At 69.8% G+C, this 18,595-nt stretch carries 16 protein-coding genes and 1 pseudogene; 12 read left to right on the top strand and 5 right to left on the bottom strand.

The window, feature by feature from the left end:
- Window positions 1–129 precede the first annotated feature (129 nt).
- Genes KZJ41_RS04260 through KZJ41_RS04240 form a run of 5 tightly spaced genes read left to right on the top strand, consistent with a single transcriptional unit; the run spans window position 130 to window position 5,477 of the window.
- Complete coding sequence (locus KZJ41_RS04260) at window positions 130–1,308, top strand: acyl-CoA dehydrogenase family protein (RefSeq protein ID WP_029541042.1); 1,179 nt, start codon at window positions 130–132, stop codon at window positions 1,306–1,308.
- Window positions 1,309–1,331: 23 nt separating this feature from the next.
- On the top strand, window positions 1,332–2,447 hold the full coding sequence (locus KZJ41_RS04255) for an acyl-CoA dehydrogenase family protein (RefSeq protein WP_006937849.1): 1,116 nt from the start codon (window positions 1,332–1,334) through the stop codon (window positions 2,445–2,447).
- A 59-nt stretch (window positions 2,448–2,506) separates the two neighbouring features.
- Complete coding sequence (locus KZJ41_RS04250; protein WP_251550944.1) at window positions 2,507–4,141, top strand: long-chain-fatty-acid--CoA ligase; 1,635 nt, start codon at window positions 2,507–2,509, stop codon at window positions 4,139–4,141.
- Between the two features lie 56 nt (window positions 4,142–4,197).
- The gene (locus KZJ41_RS04245; RefSeq protein WP_006937846.1) at window positions 4,198–4,689 is read left to right on the top strand and encodes a DUF6194 family protein; all 492 of its coding nucleotides are present in this window, start codon (window positions 4,198–4,200) and stop codon (window positions 4,687–4,689) included.
- Window positions 4,690–4,706: 17 nt separating this feature from the next.
- Window positions 4,707–5,477: a MerR family transcriptional regulator gene (locus KZJ41_RS04240; RefSeq protein WP_006937844.1), complete on the top strand. Its 771-nt coding sequence runs from the start codon at window positions 4,707–4,709 to the stop codon at window positions 5,475–5,477.
- 71 nt (window positions 5,478–5,548) lie between these two features.
- Here KZJ41_RS04240 and KZJ41_RS04235 read toward each other — a convergent pair whose 3' ends face one another.
- Genes KZJ41_RS04235 through KZJ41_RS04225 form a run of 3 tightly spaced genes read right to left on the bottom strand, consistent with a single transcriptional unit; the run spans window position 5,549 to window position 9,556 of the window.
- Window positions 5,549–6,766 (bottom strand): cytochrome P450, encoded by a 1,218-nt coding sequence (locus KZJ41_RS04235; RefSeq protein ID WP_251550233.1) that lies wholly within the window; start codon window positions 6,764–6,766, stop codon window positions 5,549–5,551.
- Between the two features lie 10 nt (window positions 6,767–6,776).
- Window positions 6,777–7,889, bottom strand: a complete 1,113-nt coding sequence (locus KZJ41_RS04230; protein ID WP_043797477.1) for a nitronate monooxygenase family protein — start codon at window positions 7,887–7,889, stop codon at window positions 6,777–6,779.
- An 11-nt stretch (window positions 7,890–7,900) separates the two neighbouring features.
- A complete protein-coding gene (locus tag KZJ41_RS04225) occupies window positions 7,901–9,556 on the bottom strand; it encodes an acyl-CoA synthetase (protein WP_072634281.1) in 1,656 nt (551 codons plus the stop codon).
- Between the two features lie 77 nt (window positions 9,557–9,633).
- On the opposite strand from KZJ41_RS04225, the gene KZJ41_RS04220 reads away from it, so the two are divergent.
- The gene (locus tag KZJ41_RS04220; protein ID WP_185713879.1) at window positions 9,634–10,488 is read left to right on the top strand and encodes a crotonase/enoyl-CoA hydratase family protein; all 855 of its coding nucleotides are present in this window, start codon (window positions 9,634–9,636) and stop codon (window positions 10,486–10,488) included.
- A 68-nt stretch (window positions 10,489–10,556) separates the two neighbouring features.
- On the opposite strand, the gene KZJ41_RS04215 is transcribed toward KZJ41_RS04220, so the two are convergent.
- Both KZJ41_RS04215 and KZJ41_RS04210 read right to left on the bottom strand, forming a co-directional pair.
- On the bottom strand, window positions 10,557–11,516 hold the full coding sequence (locus tag KZJ41_RS04215) for a hypothetical protein (RefSeq protein WP_029541024.1): 960 nt from the start codon (window positions 11,514–11,516) through the stop codon (window positions 10,557–10,559).
- A gap of 165 nt (window positions 11,517–11,681) precedes the next feature.
- Window positions 11,682–12,719, bottom strand: a complete 1,038-nt coding sequence (locus KZJ41_RS04210) for an LLM class F420-dependent oxidoreductase (RefSeq protein ID WP_006937830.1) — start codon at window positions 12,717–12,719, stop codon at window positions 11,682–11,684.
- A 90-nt stretch (window positions 12,720–12,809) separates the two neighbouring features.
- On the opposite strand from KZJ41_RS04210, the gene KZJ41_RS04205 reads away from it, so the two are divergent.
- The 6 genes and pseudogenes from KZJ41_RS04205 to KZJ41_RS04180 all read left to right on the top strand — a co-directional run bounded on the left by KZJ41_RS04205 (window position 12,810) and on the right by KZJ41_RS04180 (window position 18,490).
- On the top strand, window positions 12,810–13,787 hold the full coding sequence (locus tag KZJ41_RS04205) for a Zn-ribbon domain-containing OB-fold protein (RefSeq protein ID WP_006937828.1): 978 nt from the start codon (window positions 12,810–12,812) through the stop codon (window positions 13,785–13,787).
- 16 nt (window positions 13,788–13,803) lie between these two features.
- A complete protein-coding gene (locus tag KZJ41_RS04200; RefSeq protein WP_006937826.1) occupies window positions 13,804–14,865 on the top strand; it encodes a thiolase domain-containing protein in 1,062 nt (353 codons plus the stop codon).
- 1 nt (window position 14,866) lies between these two features.
- Window positions 14,867–16,042, top strand: coding sequence for a thiolase domain-containing protein (locus KZJ41_RS04195; protein ID WP_006937825.1), 1,176 nt, complete (start codon window positions 14,867–14,869; stop codon window positions 16,040–16,042).
- Between the two features lie 12 nt (window positions 16,043–16,054).
- Window positions 16,055–16,933: a TIGR03619 family F420-dependent LLM class oxidoreductase gene (locus tag KZJ41_RS04190; RefSeq protein ID WP_050036270.1), complete on the top strand. Its 879-nt coding sequence runs from the start codon at window positions 16,055–16,057 to the stop codon at window positions 16,931–16,933.
- Window positions 16,930–17,358, top strand: a complete 429-nt coding sequence (locus tag KZJ41_RS04185) for a nuclear transport factor 2 family protein (RefSeq protein WP_065923042.1) — start codon at window positions 16,930–16,932, stop codon at window positions 17,356–17,358. Before KZJ41_RS04190 ends, KZJ41_RS04185 begins: the two co-directional genes overlap by 4 nt.
- Before the next feature lie 43 nt (window positions 17,359–17,401).
- Window positions 17,402–18,490, top strand: a pseudogene (locus KZJ41_RS04180) (IS630 family transposase).
- The last annotated feature ends 105 nt before the right edge of the window (window positions 18,491–18,595 follow it).

The raw sequence follows: 18,595 nt of genomic DNA, 5'->3' as shown, positions 1-18,595 counted from the left end.
GGCTGGCGCGACGGCTCGAAAACCAGGCTAGAACGCGTTTCAGTTCTGTGCAATGATTCGGGAACATCGCCGAGCCGGTCCCGGTCCTCGGCCGTCGACCAGCTGCCTACCCGACGAACGGAGCGGTTCGTGGACATCGCGTACACCCCGCAGCAAGAGGAACTCCGCGCGCAGTTGCGCGCCTACTTCGCCGACCTGATGACCCCCGAACGACGGGAGGCGCTCGCCGCGACCACGGGCGAGTACGGCGCCGGCAACGTGTACCGGGAGGTCGTCCAGCAGATGGGCAAGGACGGCTGGCTCACGCTCGGCTGGCCCGAGGAGTACGGCGGGCAGAACCGTTCGGCCATGGACCAGCTCATCTTCACCGACGAGGCCGCGATCGCCGGCGCGCCGGTCCCGTTCCTCACCGTCAACTCGGTGGCGCCCACGATCATGCACTTCGGCACGCCCGAGCAGAAGGAGTTCTTCCTGCCGAGGATCTCCGCCGGCGAGCTGCACTTCTCCATCGGCTACTCCGAGCCCGAGGCGGGCACGGATCTCGCGTCGCTGCGCACCACCGCCGTGCGCGACGGTGACGAGTGGGTGATCAACGGCCAGAAGATGTGGACGAGCCTGATCGCCTACGCCGACTACGTGTGGCTCGCGTGCCGCACCGATCCGAATGCCCGGAAGCACAAGGGCATCAGCGTCCTCATCGTGCCCACCACCGCCGAGGGGTTCTCCTACACGCCCGTGCACACCATGGCCGGCCCCGACACCAGCGCCACCTATTACCAGGACGTGCGCGTCCCGGCGTCCGCGCTCGTCGGCGCGGAGAACGGCGGCTGGGCGCTGATCACCAACCAGCTCAACCACGAACGCGTCGCGCTCACCTCCGCGGGCCCGATCCTCACCGCGCTGCAGGAAGTGCGCGCGTGGGCGCAGCACACCCGCCTGCCCGACGGCCGCCGCGTCCTCGATCAGGAATGGGTGCAGATCAACCTGGCCCGGGTCCACGCCAAGGCCGAGTACCTGAAGCTGATGAACTGGGAGATCGCTTCCAGCACTGCGCCGCTCGGACCCGCACCGGCGTCGGCGAACAAGGTGTTCGGCACCGAGTTCGCCACCGAGGCCTACCGCCTGCTGATGGAGATCCTCGGCCCGTCGGCCACGCTGCGACAGAACTCCCCGGGCGTGCTGCTGCGGGGCCGGCTCGAACGGATGCATCGCAGCTCCCTGATCCTCACCTTCGGCGGCGGCACCAACGAGGTCCAGCGCGACATCATCGCGATGACCGCCCTCGGACAGCCACCCGCCAAGCGCTGACACTCCACCGGAAGGGACAAACCGTGGACTTCACCCTCACCGAGGCGCAGCAGGACCTCGCCGGCCTCACCCGCCGCATCGTCACCGAGATCGTCACCAACGACCACCTGCGCCGGCTCGACGCCGCCGACGACCGCATCGACCACACCCTGTGGGACGCGCTCGCCTCCTCGGGCATCCTCGGCGCGGCACTGCCCGAGTCCGTCGGCGGCGACGGCTTCGGACCGCTCGAACAGACGAGCATCCTCACCGAACTCGGCCGCGGCGTCGCCGCCGTCCCCTACCTGTCCTCGATCGTCGTGTCCGCCGCCGCTGTCGCCGAGTTCGGCAGCGACGCGCAGCGTCGCGACTGGGGCGAACCCGCCGCCACCGGCGAGAAGATCCTCACCGCCGCCCTCGAGGAGGAACTGAACGACGACCCCACGTCGCCGACCACCACGGCACGTCGCGCCGACGGCGGATGGATCGTCGACGGCACCAAGATCCTCGTCGACGCCGCGCCCGCCGCGGACCTGTTCCTCGTGCCGGCCTCGACCCCCGACGGCGTCACCGTGCTCCTCGTCCGTCCCGGCGATCCCGGCGTGACCGTGACCCGCCAGTACGACACCGGCCTCGGCTGCCTCGGGACGCTCACCCTCGCCGCGGCCTCCGTGCCCGGGGACCGCGCGCTCGGCACCGACGGCCACGCGGTCACCGTGTGGCTGCGCGACCGCGGGCTGCTCGGCTCGGCCGCATACCAGTACGGGGTGCTCGACCGGGCGCTCGAACTCACCGCCGGGTACGCCCGCGAGCGGGTGCAGTTCGATCGGCCCATCGGCAGCTTCCAGGCGGTGGCCCAGCGGCTCGCCGACGCCTACATCGACGTCAAGGGCGCCCGGCTCACCCTGTGGCAGGCGGCCTTCCGCGCGGAGGCCGGGCTGCCCGACACCGGGGAGCTGCGCACGGCCGCGTTCTGGGCCGCCGACGCCGGGCACCGCGTCGCGCACACACTCGTACACGTCCACGGCGGAGTCGGCCTGGACGAGGACCACCCCGTGCACCGGTACTTCCTGGCCGCCAAACACCACGAGTTCCACCTCGGGTCGGCCACCGCGCAGCTGCGGCACCTCGGCGCGTCCCTCGCGGAGGCGCCGGCGTGAGCGTCCCGATCAGCGGAACCGGCACCCCACCCGCCGCGGCGATGCCCCAGGATGCCGGCATGACCGACGTCCCCACCGTGACCGCGCTCCTCGAACGGCTCGCCACCGTCGACGATCGTGGCCTGCAGTTCGAGAACATGTCACTGTCGTGGCGCGAGCACGTGCAGGCCGGCCGGGACCGGGCCGCCCTGTTGCACGAACTGCTCGACCCACGCAGACCCCGGCACTTCGGGATCCTCATGGACAACGTGCCGGAGTTCTCGATGCTGCTCGGCGCCGCGGCGCTGTCCGGCTCGGTGGTGGTCGGGCTGAACACCACCCGTCGCGGGCAGGCCCTCGCCCGCGACATCGCGCTCGCGGACTGCCAGGTGGTGTTCACCGAGGCCGCGAACGCGCGGCTGCTGGACGGACTCGACCTCGGCGGCGTCCGGCTGATCGACGTCGACTCCGCCGAGTGGGCCGATCTGCTCGCTCCCCACACCGGTTCCACCGCCGCGCCGGCGCCCGTCGCCGCGACCGATCTGTTCATGCTGATCTTCACGTCCGGCACCAGCGGCGACCCGAAGGCCGTGTGCTGCACCCACGAGAAGATCACCGGCCCCGGAGTGATGCTCGCGGAACGGTTCGGTCTCGGCGCCGACGACGTCGTGTACGTGTCGATGCCGATGTTCCACTCCAACGCGATGATGGCCGGCTGGGCGGTGGCGCTGGCGGCCGGGGCCGGGATCGCCCTGCGGCGCAGGTTCTCCGCCTCCGGCTTCCTGCCGGACGTGCGCCGCTTCGGCGTCACCTACGCCAACTACGTGGGAAAGCCGTTGTCCTACATCGTCGCCACCCCGGAGGAGCCCGGCGAGGCGGACAATCCCCTGCGCATCATGTACGGCAACGAGGGCACGGCACCCGCGATCGCCGAGTTCCGCCGGCGGTTCGGCGCGACGGTCGTCGACGGGTTCGGCTCCACCGAGGGCGGCATCTCGATCTCCGCGGCGCCCGATGCGCCGCCCGGGGCGCTGGGACGGCTGCCCGAGGGCGTGCGGATCCTCGACCCGGACACCGGATCGCCCTGTCCGGTCGCCGAGTTCGATGCCGACGGCCGCATCCTCAACGCCGACGTCGCGACCGGTGAGCTCGTCAACGTCGCCGGGGCCGGCCTGTTCGCCGGCTACTACAAGAACCCGGAGGCCGACGCCGAGCGGGTGCGCGACGGCCGGTACCACAGCGGCGATCTCGGCTACGCCGACGCCGACGGGTTCGTCTACTTCGCCGGCCGCAGTTCCGGCTGGATGCGCGTCGACGGCGAGAACATCGCGGCCGCTCCGATCGAGCGGGCCCTGCTCCGCTACCCGGGCTTCGCGCAGGTCTCGGTCTACGCGGTCCCGGATCCGCAGGTCGGCGACCGGGTGATGGCCGCGGTCATCCCGACCGCGGATTCCGCGTTCGACCCCGGCGCACTCGCCGGGTTCCTCGACGCGCAGGGCGATCTCGGCCCCAAGCAGCTGCCGACGCTGATCCGGGTGTGCCGGGACTTCCCGCGCACCGCCACGTTCAAGATCCTCACCCGCACGCTCAGTGCCGAGCGGTGGCACTGCGCCGACCCGGTATGGGTCCGCCGCCGCGGCGAGCGCGAGTTCACGCCGCTGACCGACGACCTGGCTGCCGAGTTGCAGCCGCAGGTCACCGGATCGGGCCGATAGGCGATCCGGCACGAGGACTTGAACCTGACGTTGCGTCAGGTCGTAGCGTCCGCCCCATGACGACGAACGAACCCCGATCCCTCACGGTGGACGACATCATCGACGTCGCGGCGGCCCTGCCCGGGGTGGTGGCGACGACGGCCGGGGAGGACAACGGCGCGCCCCGGCAGGCGTGGGGCGACACCTTCCTGTTCTTCGATCCGGACGGCACCACCCCCGCCGACCGCAGGTTCCCGTTCGCCACGGTCGTCGTCCACGACTACGACGGCTTCGACACCGCGTCCCACCTCTACCGGACGGGGGTGTTCCGGCTCAACGTCGCGGTCGGCCGCGACGAGTTCCGCGACCTGCTGGGTTACCCGCCGGCCGGGCACGCGCGGCACGGCGCCGCCGTGGACTACACCGCCCTCGATCTCCTGCTTCCCCATCCCGTGTACGCGCCGCAGGGGTGGGTGTCGATCCTGAACCCGGGCGTGCGCACCGCCGCACAGGTCCCCGGCCTGCTCGCCGTCGCCCACGCCCGGGCGGCGCGACGACACCGGCCGTGACGGCGCATCATCGACGTGTGGACGGCGAGTACACGGTCGGGGACGTCGCGCGGATGGCCGGCGTCTCGGTGCGCACGCTCCACCACTACGACCGGATCGGCCTGCTCGTGCCCCATGGACGCAGCGCCGGCAACCACCGCCTCTACTCGGCCGCCGACGTCGAGCGGCTGCGACGCATCCTGTTCTATCGCGCGCTCGACTTCGGCCTCGATGCCATTGCCGACATGCTCGCCGATCCGGGCGCGACCGTCGACGATCACCTCCGCCGCCAGCGGCGGCTTCTCGAACAGCGCCGGGACCACCTCATCGGTCTGCTCGCGGCGCTCGATCGCGAGCTCGAGGCGCGGCGCACGGGTGTATCGCTCACCCCTGAGGAGCAACTGGAGATCTTCGGAACCGACCGGTTCGCCGAACGATTCGCGGCCACCGAGCCGGACTGGCCGAATCACGACCAGTGGGAGCGGGCGGCGCACCGCGCCGCGGGGCACACCAGGGAGGACTGGGAGACGATCAAGGCCGAGGCCGCCGCCGACATCCGAGCGTTCGTCGAGGCGATCGCGGCGGGCGAGCCGGCGGACGGACCGGTAGCGATGGATGCCGCCGAGCAGCACCGCCGCCACCTCGAACGCTGGTTCGGCCCGTGCAGTCCGCAGCAGCACTGCGAGATCGCGGCCCTGTATATCTCCGGCGACGCCGCCACCGCCGAGTGGGAGGAGCTGGCGCCCGGGCTGCCGCGGTTCGTCCACAACGCGATCGTCGCGAACGCGCGGCGTGTCCGTGGGTCGTGACAGGGAGGTTCTCGTTCCGAGCGGGAGGATCCTGGTCGACGCACCCGCACGATGCCGCGACATACTCCCGCTCACCGCCACAACCTCACGCTCGGCTGACGCAGGAGGGCGGGCAGGCTCACCCAGCCGCGGGTGAACGACGACTGCAGACGCACCCCCGATGCCGGATCGACCGACACGTGGGGATACCGGGCCAGCAACTCCTCGAGCGCAACCCGGGACTGCAGCTTCGCCAGGTGCGAGCCGATGCAGAAGTGGGGACCGCTGGAGAATCCGAGGTGCCGCGGAATCGGCCGGGTGACGTCGAACTTCTCTGCGGTGTCGCCGAATTCGCGTTCGTCGCGATTGGCGGCGCCGTAGAGCATCATCACCTTCTCCCCGGCCGGAATCGTCACCCCGTGCAACTCGACGTCACGGGTGGTGGTGCGCGCGAGTCCCTGCACCGATCCCTCCAGCCGCAGCGTCTCCGTCAACGCGCCCGGGATCCGGGAAGGCTCGTCGACGAGCAGGTCGCGCTGGCGGTGATCGGTGTCGAGCAGCATCACGGCGTGCGAGATCAGGTTTCCGGTGGTGTCGTTGCCGCCGGCCACCACGACGAAGCAGAACCCGAGGATCTCCCAGTCGGTGAGCAGTTCGCCGTCGGACTCGACGGTGGTCAGGGCGCTGATCAGGTCGTCGCCGGGTTCGCGGCGGCGCTCGCCGATCAGGCGCGAGAAGTACTCGAACATCTCGGCGACGGCGTCGGGTGCGCTCATGGCGGCCACGTCGAATCCGCTGTCCTGCAACGCCGTCAGCGCGGCGACCCACGGATCGAACCGGGCCCGGTCGGCCGCCGGCACGCCGAGCATCTCCGCCAGGACGAACGTCGGTACGGTCGAGGAGAATTCGCGGTGCAGATCGACCTCGCGCCGCCCGGCGAACGAATCGAGCCGGCCGCGGACGAACCCGCGCACGGCGTCCTCGAGCGCCGCGACGCGCCGGGGCGTGAACCCCTTCGCGATCAGGCTGCGCAGCTGCCCGTGCCGCGGGGGGTCGAGCATGACGATCGTCGGGGCGAGACCCAGTGTGCCGATCTCGTCGGGAACGAACGTCAATCCCCCAGCGGACGAGTAGGTCTCGGTGTCGCGCACCGCGTTCCACACGTCCTCGAAACGGGACAGCACCCGGAACGGCGGAATGCCGTTCCGGGTGCTGACGTGGCGGTGCACCGGGTCCTCGTCCCGCAGCATCCGGTAGGCCGGGTAGGGGTCGGCCAGGAACTGCGGATCGAAGGGATCGTAGACGGTCACCACCGGTCCGTCACCGTGCTGCGTTCAACCGGTCCACGGCCCGCTCGTACCCCTCGACGAGCTCGGCCATGATCTCCGCGACCGGCCGGATCTCGTTCATCCGGCCGACGATCTGCCCGACGGGCATCGCGACGACCTCGGGATCGTCCGCGGCGGCGATCCGCTGGTGGGCTTCGCTCACGAGCAGGTTCTGCAACGGCATCGGCAGCGGCGACGGGGCATCGGGCTTCGACCATGCCTCGGTCCACTTCGTCTTGAGCAGGCGGGCGGGCTTGCCGGAGTAGATCCGCGAGCGGACGGTGTCCGACGATGTCGCGCCCAGCAGGGCCCGCTGGACCGACGACGGGCCGTCGGCGGCAGCGCCGAGCTTGTATTCGGAGGTGGTGAGCCAGTAGGAACCCATCCACACCCCGGACGCGCCGAGCGCGAGCGCGGCCGCGACCTGCCGCCCGGAGCCGATACCGCCGGCGGCAAGCACCGCCGCCGAATCGCCGAGGGCGTCCACGATTTCGGGCCAGAGCACCATCGAGGCCACCTCGCCGGTGTGCCCGCCCGCCTCGTACCCCTGGGCGATGACGATGTCGACGCCGTTCTCGACGTGCCGCCGGGCATGCTCGACCGCCCCGGCGAGCGCCGCGACGGGCACCCCCTTCTCGTGGGCGAGGTCGATCACGTCCTTCGGCGGGGAGCCGAGCGCGTTGGCGATGAGCGCAGGCCGGTGCTCGAGGGCGACGTCCACATGTGCGCGGGCGACCGAGTGCAGCCAGCCGAGGACGCCGGCCGCGTGTTCGGCGGACTCGTCGAGCGGCGGCACGCCGAGCTCGGCGAGGGTGCGCTCGACGAAGGCACGGTGCTCGGCGGGGATGAGCTTGTCGAGGTCGACGGCGGTGCCCTCGGTGGGAACCTTTGCGGGCATCACGACGTCGACCCCGTAGGGCTTGCCGTCGGTGTTCTCGTCCATCCAGGTGAGCACGGCGTCGAGCTCGTCCGGGTCGTTGAACCGGACACAGCCGAGGACGCCGAGACCACCGGCCCGGCTGATCGCGGCGGCGACGTGCTCGGACGGGGTGAACCCGAAGATCGGGTACTGGATGCCGAATTTCCTGCTGAGATCGGTGTGCATCCCGGTCCCTTCTAGCTCGCCGCGGCGGAGCCGTTGGTGTGGTGGTCGTCCGCTGGGCGCTGCTCGGTCTGTTCCTTGGCCCAGCGGTAGTCGGGCTTGCCGGCCGGCGAACGCTTGATGGCGTCGACGTACCAGACACTGCGCGGAATCTTGTAGCTGGCGATCTGCGTGCGGGCCACCTCGACGAGGTCGGCCAGCGTCGGGCGGGTACCGGCGCGGGGCGCGATCACGGCGGACACCCGCTGCCCCCAGCGCTCGTCGGGCACGCCGACGACGAGGACGTCGAACACGTCCGGGTGGGCCTTGAGGGCGCCCTCGACCTCCTCGGGGAACACCTTCTCGCCACCGGTGTTGATGCAGACGGACCCGCGGCCGAGCATGGTGACGGTGCCGTCGGCCTCGACCCGCGCATGGTCGCCCGGGATCGAGTAGCGGACGCCGTGGTACTCGCGGAAGGTCGCCTTGGTCTTGACCTCGTCCTTGTAGTAGCCGATGGGGATGTGGCCCTTGCGGGCGAGCACGCCCACCTGCCCGGAGCCGGCCTCGACCGGATTTCCGTCGTCGTCGATCACGGCCGTGGAGGCGTCGATCTTGACGGTGGGGCCACCCGAGTGGGCCTGGCCCTTGGCGACGATGCCGAGTCCGCCGAAGCCGGTCTCGGACGAGCCGATCGAGTCGGTGATCACCGTGTTGGGCATCAGGTCCAGGAAGCGTTCCTTCAGCGCCGGGGAGAACAGTGCGGCGCTCGACGCCATCGCGAACAGGGACGAAAGATCGTACTTCTCACCGGTTCCCGGACGTCCGCTCTCGAGCGCGTCGAGCATCGGGCGGCCCATCGCGTCGCCGGTGATGAAGATGACGTTGACCTTGTGCTCCTCGATGACGCGCCACACCTCGTGGCCGTCGAACTCGGGATGCATGATCACCTTGCCGCCGCTGAACAGCGACTGCAGCACCGCCCACTGGGCACCGCCGTGGATGAGCGGGGGGATCGGGAATCGGACCAGCGGCGGGCTCGCGGCACCGGTCTTTGCGAGTTCCCATTCGTCGGCGACGTATTCGCCCGTCATGAAGTTGATGCCGCCGCCGAGTACGCGCCACACGTCCTCCTGCCGCCACATCACGCCCTTGGGGCTGCCGGTGGTGCCGCCGGTGTAGAGGATGTAGAGGTCGTCGGCGCTGCGTTCGCCGAAGTCGCGCTCGGGTGAGCCCTGAGCCAGCGCGGACTCGTAGTCGACGCCGCCGTAGCTCGCGTAGTCGAGATCGGTGCCGTCGTCGACCACGACGACGGTGCGGATCTGCGGGCAGTGCGGCAGCACGGCGGCGACCTTGTCGGAGTAACGGCGCTCGTGGACGAGCGCGACCATGTCCGAGTTGTCGAAGATGTACTGCAACTCGTTCTCGACATACCGGTAGTTGACGTTCACCATCACGGCACGAATCTTGAACACCGCGACCATCGCCTCGATCGCTTCGATGGTGTTGCGGGAGTAGATACCCACCTTGTCACCGGGCTTCACGCCCCGTTCCTGCAGATAGTGGGCGAGCCGGTTGGCGCGCTCCTCCACCTGCGCGTAGGTGACCTCACGTCCGTCCGACGCGAGCGCGACGCGGTCGGGAACGAGGTCGATTGCGTGCTCTACGAGGTCTGCGATGTTAAGGGCCACGTCACAAAAGTAGAACGTGTTACCGTTTCTGACAAGACCCGGATGAGATCCAGTTCACAACCCCTCAGGAGTCCTCAGTGTCCACCACCGCATCGGAAGTTTCCGGCATTTCGGCAGACGCCCCGCACTGCCTCGTCGAGCAGCGCGGCTCGGTCCTGATCGTGACCATGAACCGGCCCGAGGCCCGCAACGCCCTGTCCGGCGAGATGATGGCGATCATGGCCGAGGCGTGGGACCGCGTCGACAACGATCCGGAGATCCGGGTGGCCATCCTGACCGGCGCCGGCGGCGCGTTCTGCGCGGGCGCCGACCTCAAGGCGATGAACCGGTCGGCCCCGGGCGACAAGTTCGAGCAGGGCGAGCGAAGCGACGGGAAGGGCAAAGGCGGTGGCTGGGATCTGTCCAGGCTGCCCGCACTGCTGAAGGGCCGTCGCCTCACCAAGCCGCTGATCGCCGCGGTCGAGGGCCCGGCCATCGCCGGCGGCACCGAGATCCTCCAGGGCACCGACATCCGCGTCGCCGGGGAGAGCGCGAAGTTCGGTGTCTCCGAGGCCAAGTGGGGCCTGTTCCCCCTCGGCGGCTCGGCGGTGCGGCTCGTCCGCCAGATCCCCTACACGATCGCCGCCGACATCCTGCTCACCGGCCGCCACATCAAGGCCGCCGAGGCCAAGGAGATCGGCCTGATCGGCCACGTCGTCCCCGACGGCCAGGCTCTCGCCAAGGCCCTCGAGATCGCCGGGACCATCGCCGCCAACGGCCCCCTCGCCGTCCAGGCCATCCTGAAGACCATCCGCGACACCGAGGGCATGCACGAGGAGGAAGCCTTCGAGATCGACGCGAAACTCGGCGCCGAGGTCTTCAAGAGCGCCGACGCCAAGGAAGGCCCCCGCGCGTTCACCGAGAAGCGCACCCCGAAGTTCACCGGCGCCTGACGGGCCGGAGGCCCGGGCCGAGCGAATGTATCGCTCACCTCCGTAGTCCGACGGTATGGTCCATTCGCTCAGCCCGGTGCCACCGTCCGTAGTCGCACGTCGGGCCGCGGCCGAGAGGCCGCGAGCTCGTAGTGCCGGCGCAGGTCGTCGACGACACGCCTCGGTGACCGCTCCACCGCACTCGGGATCGTCGGCAGCACGATGATGCCCGCGTTCTGCATGCGGGTCCGGCGCTCGATCGTGTCCTTGTACGCCTTGGGCGACAGGTGCCACGCGAGGGAGTCGATGTCCCAGGCCATCGCGACGTCGTCGATCCAGCCGTCAGGTCGTGCGATGAACCCGCCCCGGGAGTCGAGAACATCGCGGTTGAACACCATCTCGGGCAGACCGCTGCGTTCCCACAGCTCCCGGGCCTTCGCCTCCGCCACCGAGTGGACGTTGGCATCCACCTCCCGGAGCACCCGCCGCGGCAGAGCCGAACCCCGCCCGCTCCCCTCCGCCAGTTCCTCCTGCAGCGCTGCCACCGACACCGCTCCACGCTGGACGGCCGAGGCGATCAACGACCGCGTCGCATCGAGAGTGGTGCACCGGCGCGCGGCGTCGAGCAGGGCACGTTCGATGGGAGCACACCGGATGCCATTACGTATCAAAGGGTCCGGAATTCGGGTTGTCCGCTCGACGAGGACGAATCCGGCCGACTGCACGCGACGATTCGCCGGGAGCAGCACGTGGACGTCGTATTGTTCTCCCGCCAGTCCATGTTCTCCGAGCGCCGATCGTCCGGTGAGTACGGCGTCGTCGCCGACGTACTTCATGGCCGCGATCGTGCGTTGCCGAGCCGACGCCGGTCCGTTTCCGAGCATCACGATGCCCGGCAGCAGCCGTTGCCAGGGACCACCCGGACGGCACCGCTCGTGAATTGCCGACCCCGACACTCCGACACGACGAAGCACGGCGTCGCGAACCACACCGCTGTCGCCCAGCCGGCCCAGTGCCTCCGGATCCCCCGCCCACTCACCCCTTCTCATGGACCTACAGTGCGCCGCTCGATCGGATTCGTGTGGCCGCGGAGCGTGCATTCGTCGAATCTGTGGAGCAACTCGCCGACTGTGGACAACCTCCCCACCGAGCGAATGTGGCATCCCGTCGATCTGAGGAGGTGAACGATACATTCGCTCGGGGGAAGCGGGCGCCTACCGCAGCACGACGTCCGCCAGGGAGCGCACGTGCTCGGCGTCGCGGCAGCTGACGAGCAGCATCGTCACGCCGGCGTCGGACCAGCGCTTCACGCCGGCGCGCACCTCGTCGCGGTCGCCGATGATCATCGTCTCGGTGACCATCTCGTCGGGAATCGCGGCGGCGGCCTCGTCCTTGCGGCCCGCGCGGAACAGGGCGGTCACCTCGTCGACCACGTCACCGTAGCCCATGCGCCGGTACACCTGGGCATGGAAGTTGAGTTCGGGGGTGCCCATGCCTCCGACGTACAGGGCGGTGACGGGCTTGAGGCCGGCGATGGTCCCCGTGCGGTCGTCGGTGACGACGACCTGGCAGGTCGCGGCGATCTCGAAGTCGTCGCGGGTGCGCCGGGCGCCGGGCCGGGCAAAGCCCTCGTCGAGCCACTCGTCGTACATCGGGGCCAGGCGCGGGGAGTAGTAGATGGCGAGCCAGCCGTCGGCGATCTCGGCGGTCAGCGCGACGTTCTTGGGCCCCTCGGCGCCGATCCAGATGGGGATGTCGGCACGCAGCGGGTGCGTGATCGGCTTGAGCGGCTTGCCGAGCCCGGTGGCGCCGGGTCCGTCGTACGGCAGCGGGTAGTGCGGGCCCGGGTTGGTCACCGGCTCCCGGCGGGCCAGCACCTTGCGCACGATCGAGACGTACTCGCGGGTGCGGGCGAGCGGCTTGGCGAACGGTTCGCCGTACCACCCCTCGACGACCTGCGGCCCGGACACGCCGAGCCCCAGGATGTGCCGCCCGCCGCTGAGGTGGTCGAGGGTGATCGCGTGCATGGCACAACTGGTGGGGGTGCGGCCGGAGATCTGCACGACGGACGTGCCGAGCCGCACCCGCCGCGTGCCCGAGCCCCACCACGCGAGCGGCGTGAACGCGTCCGAGCCCCACGACTCCGCGGCGAAGACCGCATCGAAACCCTCCGCCTCGGCGGCGGCGACGAGCTCGCCGGCGTTCGCGGGCGGCTGCGCCCCCCAGTAGCCGAGTTGCAGACCCAGTTTCATTGCACACCATTCCTTTCGGGGCGGACCGGGGACACCGCTGCTCGGACGGTACCCTTGCCACCGTCTCTAGAACCTGTTCTACTCGAAGTTGTGAGCCTGGGAAAGAGCGCGATCGCGGAGAAGCCGCTGAGCGCACCACTGAACCTGAAGTTCGACTACACCCGATCCACGGGGCCGACCGTCGGCGCGTTCGTCACGGGCCTGCGCGACGGGCGCATCCTCGGCGCCCGCGGCTCGGACGGGCGCGTCCTCGTGCCGCCCCCGGAGTTCGACGCGGTCACCCACGAACCCCTCACCGACTTCGTCGAGGTGGGGCAGTCCGGCACGGTGCGCAGCTGGACGTGGAACCCCGAGCCGCTGCCGGGCCAGCCGTTCGACCGGCCGTTCGCGTGGGCGCTGATCCAGCTGGACGGGGCCGACACGACGCTGCTGCACGCGGTCGACGTCCCCGGTCCCGAGGACATGAGCACCGGGATGCGGGTACGCGTGCGGTGGGCCGACGACCGCGCCGGTCACATTCGTGACATCGCAGCCTTCGAACCGGGCGAGGCCGAGACCGTCACGGTCCGGACGGACGCCTCCGGCGAGCCGGTGACGATGATGATCACGCCGCTGGATCTGCACTACACGCACAGCGCGTCCTACGAGGAGTCCTACTACCTGCGCGCACTGGCCGAGGGCAAGCTGATCGGCGGCCGCACCGGACCGGGCGGCAAGGTCTACATCCCGCCGCGCGGCGCGAACCCCACCGACGGCATCCCCACCCGGGAGCAGGTCGAGGTGTCCGACAAGGGCATCGTCACCACGTTCTGCATCGTCAACGTGCCGTTCCTCGGCCAGCAGATCACGCCGCCGTACGTCGCGGCCTACGTGCTGCTCGACGGTGCGGACATCCCGTTCCTGCACCTGATCCTCGAGTGCGACGCCGCCGACGTCCGGATGGGCATGCGGGTGGAGGCGAAGTGGCGCCCGCGCGAGGAGTGGGACTACACGCTGCGCAACATCGAGTACTTCCGGCCGACCGGCGAACCGGACGCCGACTACGAGACCTTCAAACACCACCTGTAAGGGAGCCGCGCCCACCATGACAGACATCGCAGTCGTCGGCTTCGCGCAGGCACCCCACGTGCGCGAGACCACCGGCACCACCAACGGCGTCGAAATGCTCGTCCCCTGCTTCCGGGAGCTGTACTCGAAACTGGGAATCACCAAGTCGGACATCGGTTTCTGGTGCTCCGGTTCGTCCGATTACCTCGCGGGCCGGGCGTTCTCGTTCATCTCGGCCGTGGACGCGATCGGCGCGGTGCCGCCGATCAACGAATCCCACGTCGAGATGGACGCCGCCTGGGCGCTGTACGAGGCGTGGGTCAAGCTGATCACCGGGGAGGTCGACACCGCCCTGGTGTACGGCTTCGGCAAGTCGTCGGCCGGCACCCTGCGTCAGGTCCTCGGCCTGCAGCTCGACCCGTACCTCGTCGCCCCGCTCGGCCTCGATTCCGTGTCCCTCGCCGGGCTGCAGGCCCGGTTCGGGCTCGACGCCGGCAAGTGGACGGCGGAGGACATGGCACAGGTCGCGGTGCGCGCGCGGGCCGCCGCCAAGGACAACCCGAACGCCCAGATCAGCGGCGACTTCGACGTCGAGGAGCTGCTGGCCCGGCCCTACGTCGCCGATCCGCTGCGGGGGCACGACTGCGCGCCGGTCACCGACGGCGCCGCCGCGATCGTGCTCGCCGCCGGCGACCGGGCCCGTGAACTGTGCGAGAACCCCGCCTGGATCACGGGCATCGAGCATCGCATCGACTCGCCGAACCTCGGCGGCCGCGACCTGACGACCGCGCCGTCCGCGTCGGCCGCCGCGCGGGCCGTCACCGGCGGTGACACCGCGTTCGACGTCGCCGAACTGCACGCGCCGTTCACCCATCAGGAGCTGATCCTGCGCGAGGCCCTCGGCCTCTCCGACGCGACGGCGGTCAACCCGACCGGCGGCCCGCTCACGGGTAACCCCATGTTCTCCGGCGGCCTCGAGCGCATCGGCTGCGCCGCGCAGGCGATCATGGCCGGGCGGGCCGGGCGGGCCCTCGCACACGCGACGAGCGGTCCTGTGCTGCAACAGAATCTGGTAGCCGTTCTGGAGGGACGTAACTGACATGGCCAAGCAACTCGCGGCTGTCCTCGGCACGGGGCAGACCCACTACGTCGCCAAACGGCACGACGTGTCCATGTCCGGCCTCGTGCGCGAGGCGATCGACCGCGCCCTGGCCGACTCGGACGTCGGCTGGGACGACATCGACGCGGTCGTGATCGGCAAGGCCCCCGACCTGTTCGAGGGCGTGATGATGCCCGAACTGACCATGGTCGACGCGATCGGCGCCACCGGCAAGCCGATGCTGCGGGTCCACACCGCCGGTTCGGTCGGCGGGTCCACCGCCAATGTCGCCGCCAGCCTCGTGCAGGCCGGCGTGCACCGGCGGGTGCTGGCCGTGGCGTGGGAGAAGCAGTCCGAGTCGAACGCGATGTGGGCGCTGTCCACCCCGGTGCCGTTCACCATGCCGGTCGGCGCCGGCGCCGGCGGCTACTTCGCCCCGCACGTGCGCTCCTACATCCGCCGATCGGGCGCACCCGAGCACATCGGCGCGATGGTCGCCGTGAAGGACCGGCTCAACGGCGCGAAGAACCCGTACGCGCACCTCAAGCAGCCGAACATCACGCTCGAGTCGGTGCAGGCGTCGCAGATGCTGTGGGATCCGATCCGCTACGACGAGACGTGCCCGTCGTCGGACGGCGCGTGCGCCGTCGTGATCGGCGACGAGGACTCGGCCGCGGCGGTCGAGGCGCAGGGCCGGAGGGTCGCGTGGATCCACGCCACCGCGATGCGGACCGAGCCGACCACGTATGCGGGACGCGACCAGGTCAACCCCGAGGCAGGCCGGATGGCCGCGGCGGCGCTGTGGCAGGCCGCGGGTATCACCGACCCGCTCACCGAGATCGACTGCGCCGAGATCTACGTCCCGTTCTCGTGGTTCGAGCCGATGTGGCTCGAGAACCTCGGCTTCACCCCGGAGGGCTCCGGTTGGAAGCTCACCGAGGCCGGGGAGACGGCCATCGGCGGTCAGCTGCCGGTCAACATGTCCGGCGGTGTGCTGTCCTCCAACCCGATCGGCGCCTCCGGCATGATCCGGTTCGCCGAGGCCGCGATGCAGGTGATGCAGCGCGCCGGGGAGCATCAGGTCGACGGCGCACGCAAGGCACTCGGGCACGCGTACGGCGGCGGCTCGCAGTACTTCTCGATGTGGGTCGTCGGCTCGGACCGACCGGAACGATAGGCACGGACCGTGGTGGACTTCACCGTCGGCGTCGCGATGACGCCCCTCGACCAGCTCACCGGCCTCGCCCGCACCGCCGAGGAGTGCGGGTTCCGGTCGATCGCGCTGCCCGACTCCCTGTTCTACATGGAGAAGCAGACCGTCGACTACCCGTACACCCCCGACGGGTCGCGGATGTGGACCGAGGACACGCCCTGGGCGGACCCACTGATCGCCGCGGCCGCGATGGGGGCGGTCACGTCGACACTCCGGTTCTACACCCAGGTCCTCAAGCTCGGCTCGCGCAACCCGGTGCTGCTGGCGCGCCAGGTCGGCTCGGTGGCCAACCTCACCGGTAACCGCTTCGGCTTCGGAGTGGGAATCGGCTGGGCCCCGGAGGAGTTCGAGTGGTGCGGGGTGCCGTACGCGCGGCGCGGCAAGCGGGTGGACGAGATGATCGACGTCATCAAGCTCATCCTCGGCGGCGGCATGGTCGAGCACCACGGCGAATTCTTCGACTTCGACCGGCTGCAGATGAGCCCCGCCCCCACCGAACCCGTGCCGTTCTACATCGGCGGCCACACCGACGTGGCGCTGCGCCGGGCGGCGCGCGTGGGCGACGGCTGGACCTCGGCGATGATCCGGTTCGACGACCTCGTGCAGGTGATCGCCCGGCTGCGGGAGCTGCGCGCCGAACACGGCCGCGCCGACGATCCGTTCGAGATCCAGGCGGTGTGCGTGGACCGGTTCGGCCGTGCCGGGTACGCCGAGCTCGAGGATGCCGGCGTCACCGACATCATCGTGGTGCCGTGGATCTTCGACGGGCACGGCTTCGACAGTCCCCTCGAGGCGAAGCAGGAGTCCCTGCACCGTTTCGCCGACAGGTACATCCACGGAAAGGCATCGGCATGAGCGAGGAACACCCGGCCCGGGTCGCCGCGCGGGCGTCGCAGGCGGCGGCAAGCGGTAAACGCAAGGACGAGTGGCTCGCGTTGTTCGCCGAGAACGGTGTCGTCGAGGACCCGGTCGGTCCGTCCGGATTCGATCCGGAGGGCAAGGGCCATCACGGCCGCGAGGCGATCTCGCGGTTCTACGACATGACCATCGCGAACACCGACAAGCTCGAGTTCCTCGTCGACGACGTGCTGGTGTGCGGCGACGAGTGCGTCAACATCGGCACCATCCGCACGACCCTCGGCGGCAACGTGATCGACGCCGAGGGGGTGTTCGTCTACCGCGTGGACGACGACGGCCGGATCGCGTCGCTGCGCGCCTTCTGGGAGGTCGAACGGGCCATGAAGACGGTTCGCCCCGCAGCCGAGGCGGCGCGCGGCTAGTGTTCTGAGTCAGAAGTCTCATTCAGAAATGTCGAATCGGCGGATGGCCCGTACCGGGCGGCCGAAGGCCGCGCTGAGATTGTCCGACGACGAACGGGCTGCCCTCAAGGGATGGGTGCGGCGCCGATCGACCCCGCAGGCATGGGCGCTGCGGTGCCGGATCATCCTCGCCTGTGCGGAGGGCGCGTAGAACAAGGACGTAGCCGCCCGCCTGGGCGCGACGCCGCATGCGGTGGGGCGGTGGCGTCTCGTTTCATCGAGCGTCGGATCGCCGGGCTCGGGACATGTCCGGTCGGGTGGTCCGCGGTCGGTGACCGACGCGCAGGTCGCCGAGGTGGTCACACGCGCGCTTGAGACCACCTCGAAGGGCGCCACGCACTGGTCCACGCGGACGATGGCCAACGAGATGGGCCTGTCGCAGTCGACGGTCTCGCGGATCTGGCGGGCGTTCGGGCTGCAACCGCATCCCGCCGAGGGGTTCAAGTTGTCGACCGAGCCGTTCTTCGTCGACAAGGTCCACGACATCGTCGGCCTCTACCTGGATCCGCCGGAGCGAGCGTTGGTGTTCTGCGTGGGCGAAAAGTCGCAGATCCAGGCCCTGGAACGGTCACAGCCGGTATTGCCGATGATGCCCCGGGGTGCCGCAGAGGATGACCTACGACTACGTGCGGGCCGGTACCACCACGTTGTTCGCCGCCCTCGACGTGGCGTCGGGCAAGGTGATCGGCTCGCTGTGCCGCCGGCATCGCGCCGACGAGTTCAAGAAGTTCCTCATCACTCTGGACAGGCAGACGCCGGACGGTCTCGACCTTCACCTGGTATTGGACAACTACGCCACCCACAAGACTCCGGCGATCAAGACCTGGCTGCTGGCGCATCCACGGTTCCTCTCTGCACTTCACCCCGACCGGGTCGTCCTGGCTCAATCTCGTCGAGCGGTGGTTCGCCGAACTGACCACCAAGCAGATCCGCCGCGGCGTACACAAGTCGATTCTATACTTGGAGAAGGACATTCGAGCCTGGATCGCTCAGTGGAACACCGATCCCAAGCCCTACGTGTGGACCAAAACCGCCGACGATCCTCGAACGTCTCACCTCATATCTGAACAGGATTCCTGACTCAGGACACTAAAGAGGTGTTGTCCCGGCAGCCGCTACCTCCACCGACCCTGCCACACTCGGCATTTGGTCGGTAGCTCTCATTGGATGAGCGGAAAAACGTTACGACCGATTACAT

The organism is Rhodococcus sp. 11-3, from assembly GCF_023704055.1.
GTDB lineage: Bacteria > Actinomycetota > Actinomycetes > Mycobacteriales > Mycobacteriaceae > Rhodococcus > Rhodococcus aetherivorans.
Note: the sequence above shows the minus strand (reverse complement) of the source record. Positions and strands in the feature narration are given on the sequence as shown.